Genomic DNA, 18,073 nt, shown 5'->3' on the forward strand with positions numbered 1-18,073 from the left:
CTAGCTTCTAAATCTCAAAAACGAGCATTTCCGTTCTTGGAGATGCTCGTTTTCTCATGTCATAGTTTATAATTTAAATTTTGGTAGACTCTATTTTCTAATCAACGTGATCAATATTTGTCAATACTAACCCTTTCAATCAATTCATTACTTACCTAAACTAAGTCCATTCATAAATTCAAAAAGGGTATCAATATCAAAGCAAACTAACTATTTGAGTTAAAAATGGCTATTTTCACAAAACTGTTTCATCATCACACTAGCTAATCTCAGTACATAAACCATTTTTTCTATAGCTTTTGTCCTAATCTTGATCTTTTTTCTTCAATCCAAGGAGTGATCCTACTATAAACAATATTCCAGCAATGAATGGTGTAAGAACTGCTCTAACTGTTCCAGTTTTTGGCAACCTATCAGAATTGTTAGTAGTTGATTTACTATTAATATTGGTATGTTTATTAGCTAAGCTCTCTTGTTCATTAAGATAAACTTCCTTCTTATTTTCAAAGTTTTTATCAGGAACAATACTGCTTACATCATTAGTTGAATCAGATTGTGTTTTTTCTTTCTTTTTCGATACATCAAAAGTAGGTTTATTTTCCTCCTCCTTTTTCTCCTCTATTTTCTTGAATACAGGTTTTATAAGGGTATCTTTTGATAGATTAATAACATAGCCAGCGTCTTTTTTCCCTTCGACACCAGAAATTTCCCAGCCATCAAATTGATATCCTTTTTCTAATTCACCCTTATAGGCAGGTAAAACGAAGTCTTCTTCCGATACTATCTTAGAACTCATTTCTTTTCCATTTTGAATGGTCACAGTTACTGTATGAGGTTTTAGTTCACTTACCTCTCCCGTATCTTTGTTTAAAATGAATTCTTTTACGGTCGTATTTCTTGCGAAATCTTTTACAACAATCTTAATGGTTAGTATCTTATCTGTTATTTGTTTAATATCATCAAATGATTTGTATTCTTTTCCATTTACATAAATATGTTGTTCTTGGATCTCACCATCAAATCCATTATTTCTTTTATCATTGATATTAAAGACTACAGATTTTCCGTCAGCATATTCAATACTAGTATTTCCCTTAGGATCAATGTTTACTTCTGGTTTAACATTATCATATAAAAATTGATAGTGTACTCCAACCGCTTTCGCATTCAAATCGCTATAGCCAGTTTGAAGGTAAACATTTCCATCCATGTCTGTTACCTTATCTGGGAATCCGTTTGCTTTATAGTCTTTCATTCCCCAGTCCATGATGTCACCGTCTTTAACAGTAAGCTTAATGTTAAAATCTCTAGTGTTATCAATGTGTAAATCTCCGTAGATTAAATAATTATCTACAACAGATTCATTAACTCTCAACTCCCAGTTAAAACCACCCTTATCAGAAATCTTACCTCTTAAATAAAATTCTGGATTTCGTACATAAATTTTATTAGATTTAGATGGATTAAAGTAGTTCTTGTCCATTGAAAGGTTTACTGGTTTTGCATCAATAAATAACGTAGAGCCATCTTCTTTTATAGCTTCTACATTGGACTTATTCTCTCCAGTGTACTCTTTATCATCTTTACCAAATAATACAAGTTTAGAAGAATCTGTCACAAGATTTCCATCTTTATCGATTGCTTCCCCTTTATCATTCATTTTAAATGTAAACACTTGATACCTTACAATGTTAAAGCCGTCCAAAGCCGACATTAATACTGATTGAGTACTTCTTCCATCTTCAACATTTCTACTATCAGCATAAATTATTTTTTCTGAAAGGACTCTTAGATTAGGATTGGTCTTTTGGATTTTTGCTATATCTTCCTTGTTATAGACTCCATTTCCTTCTAACATATCCGTTTTTCCAGGATTATAGGTAGTCACTTTTAGTGCATAGCCTTTTCTTAGAATAATGTTATCTTTTAACAGATATTGTTGTTTTTCTGAATCAGAATAGATTTTACCAGATTCCATTTCATTTAAATTATTTGGTTTGTTTTTTGAAAGATCTCCTTCTCCTAATTCTATTACATTCCCATAACTTGATGCATAGGGATATTCTGTTTTAGTTTCCTTATTTTTTTCAGGCATTCTAATTTTAGTTTCAGCTTTTATCTGATCATCATCTTTAACAAAGAATCTCATATCTCCTGAAAAAGCTAATCCATCCACAATATCATTAATATTAGCGTATAAATCAAATGTCATTGTTTTTGAATGTGAATCATACTTGGTCGTTTTGATTTCTATCGATTTATAGTTATTACCATAATATACCTTGGCATTTTTAGAAACATTACTTATCTTTCCAAGAATTTCAAAGTGTCCATTTTTAGACGGGCTTAGAACACCATAAATTTTTGATTTGATTTCGTCAAGTTTTTCAGTTTCATATTCTAAGGCACTACCATCGTCATAAGCAATGATATTTCCCTTATCATCGTATTTATAATCGTATTCTTCTGTCCTCTTACCAGTTTCACTTGTAAAGTCATCAACTTCTCTAAATTTCTTTTTAATGAGTTTCTTCAAGTCTTTACTTTCAAACTCTCTAATTGTTGAAATCGTTTTATGAATAGTCAAGCTAGATTTTTCTTCGATAGATTCTTCTTTTTCTTGATGATGTTCTACCTCAGCTGTCTCTTTGTTTAGGCTATCATCTTTAACACTTTTTAAATTCTTAAATTTAGATTCAGGAATTTCTCCAAGCTTTTGGTATTTAGATGAATCCTGATCAGGATCTACTAGATAATAGGAAATCATCCCCTTTTCATCAGCATGATCAGCAAATTTAATTCTATGAATCTTTGTGAAATTGCTAGAGCCATCTAATGCAATGACTTCAATGATTTTTCCTCTTAAATCTCCTGCACCCTTAATTTCATAAATGGTATTTCCGTCTTTGTCAAGTTTCCTATTTCTTCCTTGACCCTCACCTGCATAAGTTACTTCAAGATTTTTCTCAACCTCTCCATCTTCATTAACAAGAGCGGCGCCAGCATACCAAACTTCGTTGGCAATCTCGTCAAATTTTTCAGGATGTTCTTTTTGATCTCTCGCAAATAAAGTTTCATTCTTGTATTGCTCTTTTACCTTGTGATAAGTATCCTTTGTGATCAACTTAATTTTTTCAGGATTTGAAAAATCAATCGAAATAATCTTAGGGGCTGTGTTATCAATTTTTACAGGAATATAGGAAACCTGCCATGGATAATCTTTAGTTAATCTATATTTAAATTTATAGAAATATTGACCTTCTGCAATTGGTTCAAATTGACCTCTTATCTTAGTAGCAGGATCTTTGGTATCCTTGCTTTCTGGTGCATTTTCTTCTCTACCTCTAGGGTTATAGATGAGTCCATCCCATTTCAAATCGCCCCAAACTTTTAGTTTTGAAGATTTGATTCCCTTTGCATCATTTCTCTTAGAGTTTAAAATTCCTTTAATAAAGTGTTCTCTCGAAATGACTTTTAAGTCGATTTGATTTTCTCCCTCTTTATTTGTATTTACTATTGAAATCATTCCTTCTTCTGCACTTCTTAATACAAGTGGAGAAGGTGTTAACCCTCTTTCAAGTTGAGCATCTTGAGGATTTCCATTTGAATCTAAAGGATAAATTTTAGCAATATTAGAACCACTTGATGATGGTGCGTTGATCCCTTCGTTATTGAAAGCAAATAATTCTGGATTTTGATCTAGAGATGTTGTATTTTTATCTTTTCTATTTTGTATAACTCCTGCTGGATTAAATTTATCTATACCATGTTCTCCACCAATTCCCTTATTTAAGGTTCCTGGAATTTTTGGTTTACCATCATCATCATAACCTTCCATTGTTTTTGATTTTGAACCTTCTTCCCAGGCCCATTTATCAAGGATTGGTTCGTGGTTCCAATTCCCAGCAAATCCCATTAGAGGCATCGATAAAGAAGGTTGGAAATTTGTTTTCTTTCCGTTGGAGTTCAGAGCTTCCATTTCTTCCACTGACTCAAAATGAATAAATGATTCTACAAATTTATTTTTATTTTTAGCCTCTCCAACGTTTATAACCGCATTTAAATCAAAGCTAGAATTTGGGCCTATAGTGAAAGTGTCATGCTCAAATGTAATATTTGCATCTTTTACTTTCTCTGGGTGAATTTCTGGAACAATTTGCTTACCATCTGGAGATTTTTCATCTTTGTATGTTTCATCCAGTTTGAGTCTATCAGTTAGAGCATCTGTAGTTACCGCTGATGCTGAAACTTTAAAGGTTAAAGGTCTGTTTGATGTATTGTGAAGCTTAATTGTAAAGTATTTTTTATCTCCTTTTATTTCTTTAAGAGAAATAGAACCATAAGAGTTTACCAAACCTTTAGAATCCGTGTTTTTAAAAGTAGCTACAACTTCATTTCTCAAAGCATTAGCAACATTAATTAAGCCTGCTCCCTGTTGTCTAGGTGATGCAAAGTATTGACTTTTTTCTTTCCAAGAAGTCGCATCCATCATAGGACGTGCAGTATTTTGTAGGGCAATTTTTGTAAGACTTGTAAGGTCTATTTTGTCATCTCCCTTAAGATTTTTCAAGGCAGGTCTTTCAAGCATTTCCTTTAACTTTGGTCTAATCAAAACAGTAGAAGCTGCCACGATAGGAGTTGCCATACTAGTTCCTGACATATAACCATAAGTTGATTTCCCATTAATGACATTGAGAGTGGATTTAATATTTTTACCTGGTGCTGAGACATCAGGCTTTAAAAGCAAATCTGTTCTCGGTCCCCAAGATGTGGATCCTGCTGGAACTATGACATCTTCTTTATACAATTCTTTGTCTGTGTCAGGTGCAAACTTAAAGTCAATTTCTTTTTCGTCACCTACATTCGGTTTATTAGAATTATAGCTGGCCATATCAATTGGATAGTATTGCTCCAATTTATCTTTAAAATCTTCCTTATTATTTCTTTTAACCTCAGTTTTTTTATCAGGATTAATCATGTTCCATAGCTTTACACCATCATCTCCTGAAATTGAAAATACTTGACTTTTAGTCCCTTCATCCGCTTCATATCCCATGGCTGGAAGCTCTGTCCAATTATCTCTATTGTAGTAATTGACAGTATTTACAACCATAATGGCGCGTGCGCCCTTATCCGTTGCTCTTTTAAAAGCATCTTTTAAATCCTTGGTATAAATTCGATCCATTACTGCAATTTTGCCCTTAAGATCCAATCCTATCAAATCTTTGTCTTGACCCTTGCCTATATATACAAAGTTTAATTTACTAGGAGCTTTTGAACCGTCTTCATTTGTTGTGATTTTATTCTTATCGAAAAAGGCCCCTATATTTCTGTATTTAAAATTTTCTCCACCTATGTTGACTTTATCAAACTCAACTGTCTGATTTTTAGCAGAAGCGACCGCTATCGCATCTTCATGTGCTGCAGTTCGCGTTACATTTCCAGTGTCGGTCATTTTCAGATTATTATTTGCCACTAAATCCCATGAAGAACTTGAAGCAGAAGTCGCATAGTTACCCGTAGCTACAACCATTGGAATGCCTGCTTTTCTTAACGCTCTAATAGCTTCCCAATATTTCTCACCTACAAGACCTGTTCCTGTAAAGCCAGATGATACCGAAACAACATCGACATTGTGTTTGATTGAATCTTCAATAGCATGAAACATTGTTTCATCCCCTGCAAAGCCAGATCCAGCGTCAGAGTACATTTTATAAGAGAAAATCTGTGCATTAGGAGCAATTCCATCTATTCCGTTAAAATTTTTGATATCTTTTTCAGTATCATTTCCCGCAAGAATCCCTGCAATATGCATTCCATGTGGATCAAAATAATCGCTTCCATCATCAGCTTTTTCTACAGTAATTTTACCACCATTATAATAATTGAAAGCATGAGGGATTTTATCACTCAACCAGAAATTTTTATCAGTACCCTTTAAGTCTTCTTTTTTAAATTTCATTGAGCCTTTAGCATCATCATCAATCCTCATGGCCTTATGCCTATAATCTGTCCCGGTATCGATATTTGAAATGACCATACCTCTACCATCAAAGTTTTTCCCAAATGGAGCATTGATAGACTTTAGGTAATCGATAGCCTCTTCAACTCCAATTTCCTTTCTAGCATGATTCATCATTGGCTGGACTTTTTGTGATCGTTCAACCGAAGAGATACCTTCTATTAGTTTAATTTTGTCCAGATTATCTGGAGTTGTTTCTATTGCAACACCATTAAAAACCGTATCATAAGTATATAAAACTTTTGTATCCTTAAGATTGGATAATTCCTTGATTGCTTTTTCTCCAGATTCTTTATCTTTAAATTCAGCAATATAGACAAGTTTATCCTCTTTTTGGGGACTTTCTGGGTCTTTACTTGCAGACGAGTCCACTTTATCTTCTTTGGATTGATTGGAATCTTCTTTGATTTTTTCTTCTTCATTGCTAGTTTTATTATCTATCTCAGGATTTTTACTAACAACTTCTTTTTCCTCAATAACTGTTGTTTTCTTCTCTTCAGTATCCTTTGAAGTTTCTATAACATTATGAATATCTTCAAGTTTTTCTTTGTTTTCGTTTTGTTTACCTACTACTACTGTTTCTTTATCAGGTATTTTTAAAGAATCTTCAGAACTAGGTGTATCTGCTAGAATTACCTCATTAGGGACATATGCTGCTAAAATAACTGCAGCTGTGGTTAGTGACAATACTGTACTTTTTTTCATTTTAATTCCTTACATATTTATTTAACTTCCAATAGATAGAAAACTTTAACTTTGCTAGCCTTTGTTATAAAAAGTTTTACTAAGTATTATCTAGGAAATAGAGTAGTACATTTATATATAATTGTTAGCTCTCTGAAAAATAGTATATCAATTAAAAAAATTTAAGTCAAGAAAAAATTAATACAGGTTAATTTTTTTATTAATGTGTGTTAATTTTGTAGAGTCCAAAGCTTTCGTGGTTAACTGGAATACATTATAAGCACATTATTCACACCATCAAGAATAGTAGGAATGAAGTTGAACCACTACTAAAACCATCAAAAACTCAGTTAAGTTTGGAAGTGAATCTTGCCTACGATATTCCATCAACTCACGAAGCGAGAATGATTAGCCTCTTTGTGGACAGTATTCCTTGCCAAGTGCTACCGGAAGAAACTTCTCACATTAGTCGCCCTGCCTTTCATCCAGCTATACTCATGAAGATGATCCTGTTCACTTATGCTCGTCAAGTGTTCTCTGGACGTAAAATCGTTCAAATGTCATTCCCATGAAATGGTTGAGCCAAGATACCTGTGTTAGCTATAAAACGATTAATAACTTCCGCTTCAGTAAACATGCCAACAACCTAATCAAAATTGACTAAAAAGTACCAGACGAGCACAGATAATCCAATGAACTGGGAATATCTTGAGGACACGGACCGATTTATAAAGCCCGATGGCCTAGTTTATTCCTTTAAGAACTACTCTAGTCGAACTGATAAGGATGGCTTTCAACGTGATTTCAAGATTTACGAGGCGGATAAAGTTCAAGATACTCCTGAGTTAGAACAGTTAGCTAAAACAGATAGTGGAAATCAGAAACAAATCCATTATAATCCTACTTGGAATTACTTTAAGGAACTCCTTAAGCAAACATAACATAGTGAAGAAGGCTCTCGAATCTATGCAAAACAGAAAATCGATGTTGAACCCGTTTTTGGTAGATTGAAGAGTGTTTTTGGCGTGCGCAGAGTGCATGTCAGAGGTAAACAAGCTGTCGCAACAGAGATAGGATTCATCTTTATGAGCATGAATCTCACCAAGTTGGCCAAGAATCTAGCCTCTAAAACATCCACTATTCAAAAACCACACAGTGTTTCTTTCAGCTTGATTATATTCAAGACTGGAATCACTGTGTGGTTTTATTTGGAAGCTGGTTTTTGCCAACCTTTTTCTTTATTCTGTTTCTTCTTCACTTTCTTCAGCTTTGACAGGTAGAGGTTCATAGGCTCTGATAATTTGAGCTACAACTGGATGGCGAACCACATCCTTAGCTGAGAAATGAACAAAGTCAATCTGGTGAATATTCTTGAGTTTTTCCTGAGCATCAATCAAACCTGACTTGACATTACGTGGCAGGTCAATCTGACTAATATCCCCATTGACAATCATCTTAGAATTAAAGCCTAAACGAGTCAAGAACATCTTCATCTGCATGATAGTCGTATTTTGCGCCTCATCGAGAATGACAAAGGCATCATCCAAGGTACGCCCACGCATATAGGCAAGTGGAGCAATTTCAATAATTTCACGTTCCATAAGACGGGTTGTTTGATCTTTCCCAAGAATCTGGTACAAGGCGTCATAAACTGGTCGTAAATAAGGATCGACCTTTTCCTTGAGATCACCTGGAAGAAAACCTAAGCTCTCTCCTGCTTCTACTGCTGGACGTGTCAATATGATTCGCTTGACTTGTCCACGCTTGAGAGCTGTTACGGCCAAAGTTACTGCTAAGAAGGTCTTACCTGTTCCTGCCGGCCCAATCCCAAAGGTCACATCGTGTTGCTTGACACTATTCACAAAAAGCTTTTGACCCAAGGTTTTAACACGGATGGGCTTACCTGTATTATCCTTGATAATCTCTTCTTCATAGAGGGCGACAAACTTATCTATTTCATTATTCTTAACCATGGTAATGGCTGTCACCACATCCGGAGTTCCAACAGTCATTCCACGATTGACCAAGACCATCAAGGCTTGGATAACTTGGCGGGCTTCCTCACAAGCCGATTCCTCCCCCAAGACTTGTACAATCTCTGTACGAGCATGGATGATGACATCTAACTCATCCTCCATCAAACGAAGATGGCGCTCATTAGAACCAAAAAGATGAAACAAATCATCTGGATGACTAAGCTGAATGTCTATTGAATGTTCCTTCAAATAAAGAACCTCTCTAACTCTTTAATTTCGTTTTATCATTTTTGTTTTCTTTTAGGTGAACTAGTCTTCAAGTCCCCATCATCTTGACAATAGGTCACAGACAAAGCTAGTTGCCAAATAATGGGAAAATTTCTCATAAAAGATAAACTGAATGACTATATTATAGCAAAGAGGCTGAGAAATTACTATCCCCAACCCCATCTAGTGGTCTTAATGTTCTAGATATTCTTGCCAAATTCGATCAAAGTCTCCCATATTAAAGGAAAAGCTAGCATGTTCCTCTAAAAAACGACTGACTTGATCGAAATCATCTGTATGCTTTGGGAAGGCAGACTCCTCAAAAGCCAAATCCGCTAAAATTGCTTTGGGACTATTGCTTTTAGGATTGCGCTCGGTCATCAGCCAAGTGTAAAATGATTTTCTCATAAGCCTCCCTAAATTAACTCTGTACCAAACTGGTCTTGTTTGATTTTTCCAGCTTTCATTAAACCACCAAGTGCTTTTTTAAATTGACCTTTAGAAATACCAAAGGTAGCCTTGATATCATCTGGTGATGACTTATCATTCAAGGTCATGAAGCCACCATTGGTTTCCAAGTAAGTCAGAATCATTTGTGCATCATTTTCCAACATCTCAAAAGAGCGTGGTTTTAAAGAGAGATTAAGAGTTCGGTCAACCTCACGGAAACCAATGACACGCGCATCTAGCACTTGGCCCAAACGTGGTTCTGCATAGCGCTCACTTGGATGGATAAATCCAAGCATGTTGTTTTCTGGTAAATAGACGAAGGTTCCTGATAATTTGAGACGGTATACAATTGCAGGCCAATTTTGATTCTGCATGTTATTGTAGGCAGGACGTGCCAATCGTTGGAAATCTTCCTGATAAGCTAAGATTCCCCAGATACGGTCCTTCTTATCCACTTCTAGACGAATATAAAGTCGATCACCTTTCTTTGGCCAGAGTTCTTTCAATTCAGGCAGGATATCAAGTGACACAACGATTTCCTTGTCAGGAAGCCCTGTATCAACAAAGACTCCCAAGTCTTTACGAACTTCCGTTACGGTTCCCCAACCAAATTGTTCCTGAGTGGCAGTCACTTCTAGAGTTGTCAAGCGGTGCTTTTGCTTCATGTCTGTGTAGGCAAAACCTTTGACCGTATCACCAACTGTATGCTGACCTTCTTCTTTAGCTAGGGCATAAGTTTGACCATCCTTTTGAACAAAGTAAAAACGGTCATTTTCATCGATGATGAGTCCAACGATAAAACTTGCAAGATTTGTATTCATATTTCCTTCTTTCGAATAAAACTCAGCCAGCAATGCCAACTGAGTTTTTCTGTTTATTTCTTAGACTTCCAAGATTTCTTTTTCTTTGTTGGCAGTCATTTCGTCGATGTGTTTAACAGCATCGTCTGTTGCTTTTTGAATATCTTTTTCAAGAGTCTTCAATTCGTCTTCAGTGATTTCTTTAGCTTTTTCTTGTTTCTTAGCCTCGTCCATAGCATCACGACGGATATTACGGATAGCAACTTTAGCATTTTCACCGACTTTTTTCACTTCTTTAGCAAGGTCGCGACGAGTTTCTTCTGTAAGAGCTGGGATTACCAAGCGAATAACAGAACCATCGTTAGCTGGTGTAATACCTAAGTCTGAAGCATTCAAAGCACGTTCGATATCTTTCAAAGATGATTTGTCAAATGGTGTTACCAACAAAACACGCGCTTCTGGGATTGTGATAGAAGCAATTTGGTTAAGTGGTGTTTCAACACCATAGTACTCAACGTGGATGCGGTCAAGCAAGCTAGCATTAGCACGGCCAGCACGAATACTTCCAAACTCACGAGCAAGTGAGTGGTGAGATTGGGTCATTCTCTCTTTTGCTTTTTCTACGATTGCGTTTGCCATAATGATTTCTTATTCCTTTTCTTCGATATTATTTGAAACTGTAGTTCCGATATTTTCACCAAATACAACACGTTTAATATTTCCTGGTTGGTTCATGTTGAAAACAACCAAGTCAATATCATTGTCCATTGAAAGTGTTGAAGCTGTTGAGTCCATGATACGGAGACCTTTATTGATCACGTCACGGTGAGTCAACTCTTCAAATTTAACGGCTGTCTTATCCTTTTTAGGATCAGCGTTATAGACACCGTCAACACCATTTTTAGCCATCAAGATAGCGTCCGCTTCAATCTCAGCTGCACGAAGAGCCGCTGTTGTATCTGTTGAGAAGTATGGTGAACCAATTCCCGCACCAAAGATAACAATGCGTCCTTTTTCAAGATGACGAAGGGCACGACCACGAACGTAAGGTTCTGCTACTTGTTGCATGGCAATGGCTGTTTGAACACGTGTATCCACACCAACTTGTTGCAATGAATCTGCCATTACAAGAGCATTCATAACGGTTCCGAGCATTCCTGTATAGTCTGCTTGTACACGATCCATTCCAGCTTCTGCAGCAGGTTCTCCACGCCAGAGATTTCCTCCACCAATAACGAGGGCAATCTCAATACCTAAGTTATGAACTTCCTGAATTTCTTCAGCCATTGCTTGAACAGTTTTGATATCAATTCCGACACCACGTTCTCCAGCAAGAGCCTCACCTGATAACTTAATCAAAATACGTTTATATTTGGGTTCCACCTGACTTCGCTCCTTTATTTTATTCAAACTATTTTATCACAATTTCTAAGATTTTTATAGTATCATGAGTATTTCTTTTAAAAAAATTAGATAGTTAAAAATTCCTCTAAATCAGCCAAGGCACGCTCTGCAATTTTTTCATAACGAGCCTTCTTATCACGAATGCGGTCGCCTTCCAATTCCTTGATAATTCCGAAATTGACGTTCATTGGTTGGAAGTGTTTACTATCAGCATGGGTGATGTAATGAGCTAGACTTCCAATTGCTGTTGTCTCTGGGAAAATAGCAGGACTTTCTCCCTTGAAAAGACGAGCTGCGTTAATACCAGCTACTAGTCCTGATGCCGCTGACTCAACATAGCCTTCCACTCCAGTCATCTGACCAGCAAAGAATAGATTTGGCTGTTTCTTAGAACGATAGGTCTGCTCAAGAAGATTTGGTGAATCCATATAAGAATTACGGTGCATAACTCCATAGCGAACAAACTCAGCGTTTTCAAGACCTGGAATCATTTGGAAAACACGTTTTTGTTCTCCCCATTTGAGGTGGGTTTGGAATCCAACGATATTATAAAGACTTCCAGCAGCATTGTCCTGACGAAGCTGAACTACAGCGTATGGTGTCTTAAATTCTCCGTCACGAGGACCTGTGTAATCGTCTGGATACTCTAAACCAACTGGTTTCATAGGACCATAAAGCATGGTTTTAATACCACGTTTTGCCATGACTTCAATCGGCATGCATCCTTCAAAATACTTTTCTTTTTCAAAAGAATTAAGCGGTGCTTCTTCAGCATTGACCAAAGCTTCATGGAAATCCATAAACTCTTGCTTGGTCATAGGGGCATTGAGGTAGGCCGCTTCTCCCTTATCATAACGAGACTTGAGATAGACCTTGCTCATATCTATAGTATTGACATCGATAATCGGCGCTGCCGCATCGTAGAAATAGAAACCATCGCCGTCATTAAGAGCATGAATCTTTTCAGCCAAGGCATCGCTGGTCAAAGGACCAGTCGCCACAACTGTAATAACATCTGTCGGCAATTCTGTAATTTCATCACGAACCACTTCAATCAAGGGATGGTTGGCAACTTTTTCGGTCACCATTTGGGAGAAACCATCTCGGTCCACCGCAAGGGCACCGCCTGCAGGAACACGTGTAGCTTCAGCAGATTCCAAGATAACAGAACCCAAGCGACGCATTTCTTCCTTGAGGAGCCCGACAGCATTTGTCAAAGCATCCCCACGAAGGGAATTGGAACAAACCAACTCAGCAAAATTATCTGTTTTGTGCTGGGGTGTTGACTTGACACCACGCATTTCATAAAGTTTAACTGGAATACCACGTTCTGCGATTTGGTAGGCTGCTTCAGAACCTGCCAAACCAGCACCGATAACATTGATATAAGATTGAGACACGACACTAATACCTCTTTGGGTGGAACCTAAGTTCATATCAAAACAAGGCACTGGCTTGTTTAACACCCACAAATCTTTCTATTTTTTCTTCTACTAGTATAACAAAAAAAGGGAAGAAGGCAAACTTCCCTGTTTAGTCATTTTCTTGATTTTCTTCCCAGTCGTGGTAGGCAGCGTATAGCTGGCTTTTATTCCACTGGTAAATCTTAGAGACTTCCTTGATAGCTTGATTTTTCTTCATACCTTGCTGGATACGTTCTTGGATTTCTAAGAACAAGTCCTCTTCACCCTTATCTTCTACTTCTTGACTAGCACCCTCTACAATGAGAAGACACTCGCCCTTAAGTGGTGTTTCAGAAATACTTTCTAATAACTCAGGAATAGTTCCCCGTTGGTATTCTTCATAGATTTTGGTCAATTCTCGAACCAAGACTACTGAACGATCACCGTAGACTTCTAGCATATTTTCTAGCGTATCCGCCACACGGTGAGGTGATTCATAGAAAATCTGGGTCTCTGGATAAGCTTTTTTCGCTTCGAAAAACTGCTTTTGCTGGCCTGATTTTCGTGGTAAGAAACCATAAAAAATGTGAGGTTGTGGTGCTAAGCCACTGGCAATCAAGGCAGAAATCCCTGCACTAGCTCCTGGAACTGTGACAACTGCGATATCTTCTTCAATGGCAGCCTTGACCAAATCATGCCCCGGGTCAGAAATACTAGGCATCCCTGCATCAGATACTTGGGCAAGATTTTGACCTTGTTTCAACAAACCAATCAAATCAGAAATTTTTTCCTTGGCATTATGTTCGTGAAAACTGATTTGCTTGGTTGAAATCTCAAAATGCTTGAGCAAAAGTCCCGTATTACGAGTATCTTCTGCCGCGATCCAGTCAACCTCTTTCAAGGTCTGAATGGAGCGAAAAGTCATATCATCTAGATTACCGATTGGCGTTGCGACTAGATAAAGCTTGCCGTAGGGAGTTTGTCCCTTAAAACTCTTTTGAATCTGCATACTTACTCCCTAAATAACAACTCATCACAAAACATACATTCTGCATCTTGCTCCCGACGTTGACCATAAAAGTCACGACAAACATGAAAACCATCCTCATAAATGCGACGGACATTTTCCCTTACATGTTTCGTTTTGGCTGGAGCTGTCTCCTCAACCTCTCCCAAACGTTCTCTCAGTTTATCATTTTCTAAACGAAGAGCTGTATTTTCCTCTACCAGACTCTTGAGATTTTTCTTGATAGCTTCAACGTCTGCCAAGGTTACCAACAATTGCTGTGAAAAGTCATCTAAAGCATCAAATAATTCTTTTTTATTCATTACAGCCCTTTCTATAATCTATCTTCACTTTAATTTTTTTGTAAAACCAGGTATTCCAAAGCGTTTTGAAAGCTAACATTGGCCCGCCACATTTTTCGAGTTTGGACGAGATTTTGCAAAATGTTCCGAGCAGAAACATTGAGAACCTCTTGACCAGCTAATACCTCTAAAATTCTGAGCACTTGATCTTGCTTTTCTTTATCATCAGCCAAACTCGTTAATTTTGCAACTTGCAAATAGGATTCTTTTTTATGGGCTAAAAGCCACGAAAAGAAACGTTCACTTTCATCTACTAGTGTCCAAAATCCTGCTTGATGCACTAGCTTTTCAGCCTCCGCCTGAGATTGACTAAACTGAGCCAATAACTTAGCTTTATTTTTTACTAAACCAGCCTCTTCAAGCTGTGACATTAAAGTAGACACTTGCTTCTTAAATTGGAAAATCTGTGTCCGACTTCGAATCGTTGACAACATTTGTTCCTCATCATCGGTCAAAAAGAAAATATAAATCTCACTTTGTGGCTCTTCAATAACCTTCAAGAGTGAATTTGCAGCATTCACATGCATTTTTTCTGCTTGCTCGATAATAAAGACCTGACGTTGATTTTCAATACCAGACTGGGAAAATTGACCAACTAATTCTCGAATACGCTCCGTCTTAATGACTTGATTTAGAGGTTTAATTATGGTCACATCAGGAAACTCTTCCTGCTCAATCAATTTACAATTCCGACATTTTTCACAAGGTAAAATATCAGTTTTTTCACTACAAAAGAGACTTTTAGACAAGAAAAGGGACATCTCTAAATTTCCAAAATTACCTGAAAATAGATAGGCGTGATTGAGCTGCCCTTGCTCCAAGATATGGATAAAACGTTCAAATTGTAAAGGTTGACAAGCTCTTAATTGCTCTTGCTTCATCTCCTTAATCCCATCCTATCAAAAAGTAGCTGCTGCGTATTTTCAATCACTTGATCAAGTGGTAGGCTAGCATCGATTTTTTCGATGCGATTTCCTTCTCTTTCAATAAGAGAAAGGTAACCTTGACGAACTTTTCGGTGTAGATCCAGACCTTCCATGTCCAAACGATTGACTTCCCGATTACTGTTGGCAGCAATACGTGCCAGCCCCTCTTCGACCTCAATATCAAAATAAAGAGTTAAATCAGGTTTCAGTCCATCAGTCGCAAACTGATTAAGCCAATCAATGGCATCGATATCTAAACCACGCCCAAAGCCCTGATAAGCAACAGAACTATCGATAAAGCGATCCATGATAACCAGTTTTCCAGCTGCAAGTGCTGGTAAGACCTTTTCCACCAAGTGTTGTCGACGACTAGCAATATAGAGGAGAAGCTCAGTCTTAGGATCCATTTGAGTATGACTAGGATCTAGGATAACTTCGCGAATTTTTTCTCCAATTAAGACCCCACCTGGTTCGCGCGTTGTTAAAACTTCTACTCCCCTATCCTCTAATACAGGGATTAGGGCTTCAAGAACGCTTGTTTTTCCTGCTCCCTCTGGTCCCTCAAGAGAGACTAAAAATCCTTTTGACATGTCTGACTCATTTCTATTTTTCTCTCTTCTATTCTATCAAAAAAATGGGGATTTGTGAAAAGCTTTTTTCATTTCCTTCTTTGTAAAAAAAAGAGTGTGAGTTTTAACACTCACCTCTTATTTGCCTAATTCTTGAGTTTTTTTGTAGGCTTGGTTGACAGCATCCATAACGGTTCCTCTAAAAGCATGTTCTTCTAGACTTGCTACACCAGCAATGGTTGAACCACCTGGACTGCAAACTTGGTCTTTCAAGACTCCAGGATGTTGCTGACTTTCTAGGACCATTTGACCTGCACCAACTACTGTTTGAGCCGCCATTTTCAGAGCCATTTCTCGTGGCAATCCTGTCTGAACACCTGCATCCGCCAAGGCTTCGATGAAAAGATAGACAAAGGCAGGACCACAACCTGCAAGCCCTGTTGCTGCATCTATTAAAGCATCGCTTAATTCAACTAACTGGCCAGCCTTGGCTAACAGTTGACAAAATAGTTCATTGTCTTCTGGATGACAATTTGCAGACAAGGCATAGCTAATCACTCCTTGCCCAATAGCAACAGGTGTATTAGGCATAATACGAATAATCCTATGGTGACTTGGAAGAAGACTAGCGAGTTTTTCCAAGGTCAAACCAGCTGCCATGGAAATCAAAAGAAGACTTTCTCGTTTCTCAAGGACTGGCTGATATTTAGAAAGCAGTTCTGAGAACTGTGCTGGTTTAACTCCTAGAAAAATCACATCTGCTTCTGCAAAGATTTCGTCATTGCTAGAAGCCAGACCACCATAATTGGCAATAAAAGTATCCACCTTAGCTTGACTACGATTAGCAAGGAGAATCTGATGACTCGTTTTTGCCTGCAAAACAGCCTTAGCCAAACTGGAACCCATATTCCCCAAGCCGATAAATCCAATCTTCATCTCTTACTCCCTTATCTGTCCATCACCAGTAACCACATATTTGTAGCTGGTCAATTCCTTCAAGCCCATTGGACCACGAGCATGCAATTTCTGAGTTGAAATCCCCATTTCACAACCAAGACCAAATTGGCCACCATCTGTGAAACGAGTCGAAGCATTGACATAAACCGCCGCCGAGTCTACTTGATCTGTAAAGTAAGCTATAGCATCAGCATTTTCAGTCACAATCGCATCCGAATGATGGGTGCTGTGGGCTTCGATATGCTCTACAGCTTCATCAAGACTAGAAACTACTTTTACAGCTAGGACATAGTCCAAAAACTCGGTGTCAAAGTCTTGTGGCTCTGCTGCTATACCTGAAATAAATTGACTAGCTTTTTCATCTAAACGGAATTGAATAGGTTCAAGACCAGCTTCCTTTCGATCGGCAACCAGAACTTGCTCCAAGCGAGGAAGGAAGCTTGCCGCCTTGTCTTGATGAACAAGCAGCACTTCCATGGCATTGCAGACTGAAGGACGACTAGTTTTAGCGTTATTGATAATAGACAGCGCCTTGTCTTCATCTGCATCCTTGTCAACGTAAACATGAACAATCCCTGTACCTGTCTCGATAACAGGCACAATTGCATTCTCAACGACAGCATTGATCAAACCAGCCCCTCCGCGAGGAATAAGAAGATCTAGATAACCCTTAGCCTTCATCATGGCATAACTACTTTCACGGCTAGTATCTTCTACTAATTGAATGACGTCTGGATGAATGGTGGTAGTCTCCAAGCCCTTCTTCAAGGCTGTAACAATAGCATGAGCTGTTTGGTAGGCATCCTTACCGCTACGAAGAACAACCGCATTTCCACTCTTGAGAGCAAGGGCAGCTGCATCAGAAGTCACATTTGGACGACTTTCATAGATAATGCCAATAACACCCATAGCCACACGCTTCTTAGTAATGACCAAACCATTTTCAAGCTGACTTGTTTCTAGGACTTCACCGATTGGATCTGGTAAAGCAACCACATCACGAATGCCTGTTGCCATCGCTTGGATACGACTTGCATCCAAATAAAGACGATCGAGCATAACATCTGAGATTTTCCCCTTAGCCGCTTCCATATCTCGAGCATTAGCCGCTAAAATCTCCTCAGTAGCTGTCAATAAGTGATCGGCCATAGCTAGCAAGGCTTGGTTTTTTACTGTTTCACTAGCAGTATTGATGGTTTTTTTAACTGCCTGTACCAGTTCAAATTGTTCTTGTGTACTTACCATAG

At 37.8% G+C, this 18,073-nt stretch carries 13 protein-coding genes and 1 pseudogene; 1 reads left to right on the forward strand and 13 read right to left on the reverse strand.

The features are described from left to right. Positions 1 to 304: 304 nt before the first annotated feature. Positions 305 to 6,727, reverse strand: coding sequence for a S8 family serine peptidase (locus QM887_RS01535; RefSeq protein WP_414270196.1), 6,423 nt, complete (start codon positions 6,725 to 6,727; stop codon positions 305 to 307). 275 nt (positions 6,728 to 7,002) lie between these two features. On the opposite strand from QM887_RS01535, the pseudogene QM887_RS01540 reads away from it, so the two are divergent. Continuing rightward, positions 7,003 to 7,986 (forward strand): annotated as a pseudogene (locus QM887_RS01540) (transposase). Here the strand turns inward: QM887_RS01540 and QM887_RS01545 are convergent. The 12 genes from QM887_RS01545 to QM887_RS01600 form a co-directional block, all read right to left on the reverse strand. Beyond that, positions 7,945 to 8,931 carry a PhoH family protein gene (locus QM887_RS01545; protein WP_414270197.1) on the reverse strand — a complete coding sequence of 329 codons (987 nt, stop codon included), beginning with the start codon at positions 8,929 to 8,931 and terminating at the stop codon, positions 7,945 to 7,947. The pseudogene QM887_RS01540 and the gene QM887_RS01545 overlap by 42 nt on opposite strands. Positions 8,932 to 9,141: 210 nt before the next feature. After that, the gene (locus QM887_RS01550) at positions 9,142 to 9,357 is read right to left on the reverse strand and encodes a YozE family protein (protein WP_001232087.1); all 216 of its coding nucleotides are present in this window, start codon (positions 9,355 to 9,357) and stop codon (positions 9,142 to 9,144) included. An 8-nt stretch (positions 9,358 to 9,365) separates the two neighbouring features. Then, complete coding sequence (cvfB, locus tag QM887_RS01555; protein WP_414270198.1) at positions 9,366 to 10,220, reverse strand: RNA-binding virulence regulatory protein CvfB; 855 nt, start codon at positions 10,218 to 10,220, stop codon at positions 9,366 to 9,368. Positions 10,221 to 10,280: 60 nt separating this feature from the next. Continuing rightward, positions 10,281 to 10,838, reverse strand: coding sequence for a ribosome recycling factor (gene frr / locus QM887_RS01560; RefSeq protein WP_001262232.1), 558 nt, complete (start codon positions 10,836 to 10,838; stop codon positions 10,281 to 10,283). Between the two features lie 9 nt (positions 10,839 to 10,847). After that, positions 10,848 to 11,582 carry a UMP kinase gene (pyrH, locus tag QM887_RS01565; protein WP_075229078.1) on the reverse strand — a complete coding sequence of 245 codons (735 nt, stop codon included), beginning with the start codon at positions 11,580 to 11,582 and terminating at the stop codon, positions 10,848 to 10,850. Between the two features lie 86 nt (positions 11,583 to 11,668). After that, the gene (gene trmFO / locus QM887_RS01570; protein WP_414270199.1) at positions 11,669 to 13,003 is read right to left on the reverse strand and encodes a methylenetetrahydrofolate--tRNA-(uracil(54)-C(5))-methyltransferase (FADH(2)-oxidizing) TrmFO; all 1,335 of its coding nucleotides are present in this window, start codon (positions 13,001 to 13,003) and stop codon (positions 11,669 to 11,671) included. Positions 13,004 to 13,136: 133 nt separating this feature from the next. Then, entirely contained in the window at positions 13,137 to 14,015 is an 879-nt protein-coding gene (gene rsmI / locus QM887_RS01575; RefSeq protein ID WP_414270200.1) for a 16S rRNA (cytidine(1402)-2'-O)-methyltransferase, read from the reverse strand. Between the two features lie 2 nt (positions 14,016 to 14,017). Beyond that, the gene (gene yabA / locus QM887_RS01580) at positions 14,018 to 14,335 is read right to left on the reverse strand and encodes a DNA replication initiation control protein YabA (protein WP_001034369.1); all 318 of its coding nucleotides are present in this window, start codon (positions 14,333 to 14,335) and stop codon (positions 14,018 to 14,020) included. Positions 14,336 to 14,364: 29 nt separating this feature from the next. Beyond that, a complete protein-coding gene (locus QM887_RS01585) occupies positions 14,365 to 15,255 on the reverse strand; it encodes a DNA polymerase III subunit delta' (protein ID WP_414270201.1) in 891 nt (296 codons plus the stop codon). Then, positions 15,252 to 15,890: a dTMP kinase gene (gene tmk, locus QM887_RS01590; RefSeq protein ID WP_414270202.1), complete on the reverse strand. Its 639-nt coding sequence runs from the start codon at positions 15,888 to 15,890 to the stop codon at positions 15,252 to 15,254. The genes QM887_RS01585 and tmk overlap by 4 nt, the downstream gene beginning before the upstream one ends. 117 nt (positions 15,891 to 16,007) lie before the next feature. Further along, positions 16,008 to 16,805 (reverse strand): pyrroline-5-carboxylate reductase, encoded by a 798-nt coding sequence (gene proC, locus QM887_RS01595; RefSeq protein ID WP_414270203.1) that lies wholly within the window; start codon positions 16,803 to 16,805, stop codon positions 16,008 to 16,010. A 3-nt stretch (positions 16,806 to 16,808) separates the two neighbouring features. Further along, positions 16,809 to 18,071, reverse strand: a complete 1,263-nt coding sequence (locus QM887_RS01600) for a glutamate-5-semialdehyde dehydrogenase (RefSeq protein WP_414270204.1) — start codon at positions 18,069 to 18,071, stop codon at positions 16,809 to 16,811. Positions 18,072 to 18,073 lie beyond the last annotated feature (2 nt).

The organism is Streptococcus infantis (assembly GCF_047460875.1).
GTDB classification, from domain to species: domain Bacteria; phylum Bacillota; class Bacilli; order Lactobacillales; family Streptococcaceae; genus Streptococcus; species Streptococcus infantis_AA.

Coding starts and splice junctions, on each gene's coding strand:
- QM887_RS01535 (WP_414270196.1), bottom strand. CDS start 6,727: ATGAAAAAAAGTACAGTATTGTCACTAACCACAGCTGCAGTTATTTTA.
- QM887_RS01550 (WP_001232087.1), bottom strand. CDS start 9,357: ATGAGAAAATCATTTTACACTTGGCTGATGACCGAGCGCAATCCTAAA.
- cvfB (WP_414270198.1), bottom strand. CDS start 10,220: ATGAATACAAATCTTGCAAGTTTTATCGTTGGACTCATCATCGATGAA.
- frr (WP_001262232.1), bottom strand. CDS start 10,838: ATGGCAAACGCAATCGTAGAAAAAGCAAAAGAGAGAATGACCCAATCT.
- rsmI (WP_414270200.1), bottom strand. CDS start 14,015: ATGCAGATTCAAAAGAGTTTTAAGGGACAAACTCCCTACGGCAAGCTT.
- yabA (WP_001034369.1), bottom strand. CDS start 14,335: ATGAATAAAAAAGAATTATTTGATGCTTTAGATGACTTTTCACAGCAA.
- QM887_RS01585 (WP_414270201.1), bottom strand. CDS start 15,255: ATGAAGCAAGAGCAATTAAGAGCTTGTCAACCTTTACAATTTGAACGT.
- tmk (WP_414270202.1), bottom strand. CDS start 15,890: ATGTCAAAAGGATTTTTAGTCTCTCTTGAGGGACCAGAGGGAGCAGGA.
- proC (WP_414270203.1), bottom strand. CDS start 16,805: ATGAAGATTGGATTTATCGGCTTGGGGAATATGGGTTCCAGTTTGGCT.
- QM887_RS01600 (WP_414270204.1), bottom strand. CDS start 18,071: ATGGTAAGTACACAAGAACAATTTGAACTGGTACAGGCAGTTAAAAAA.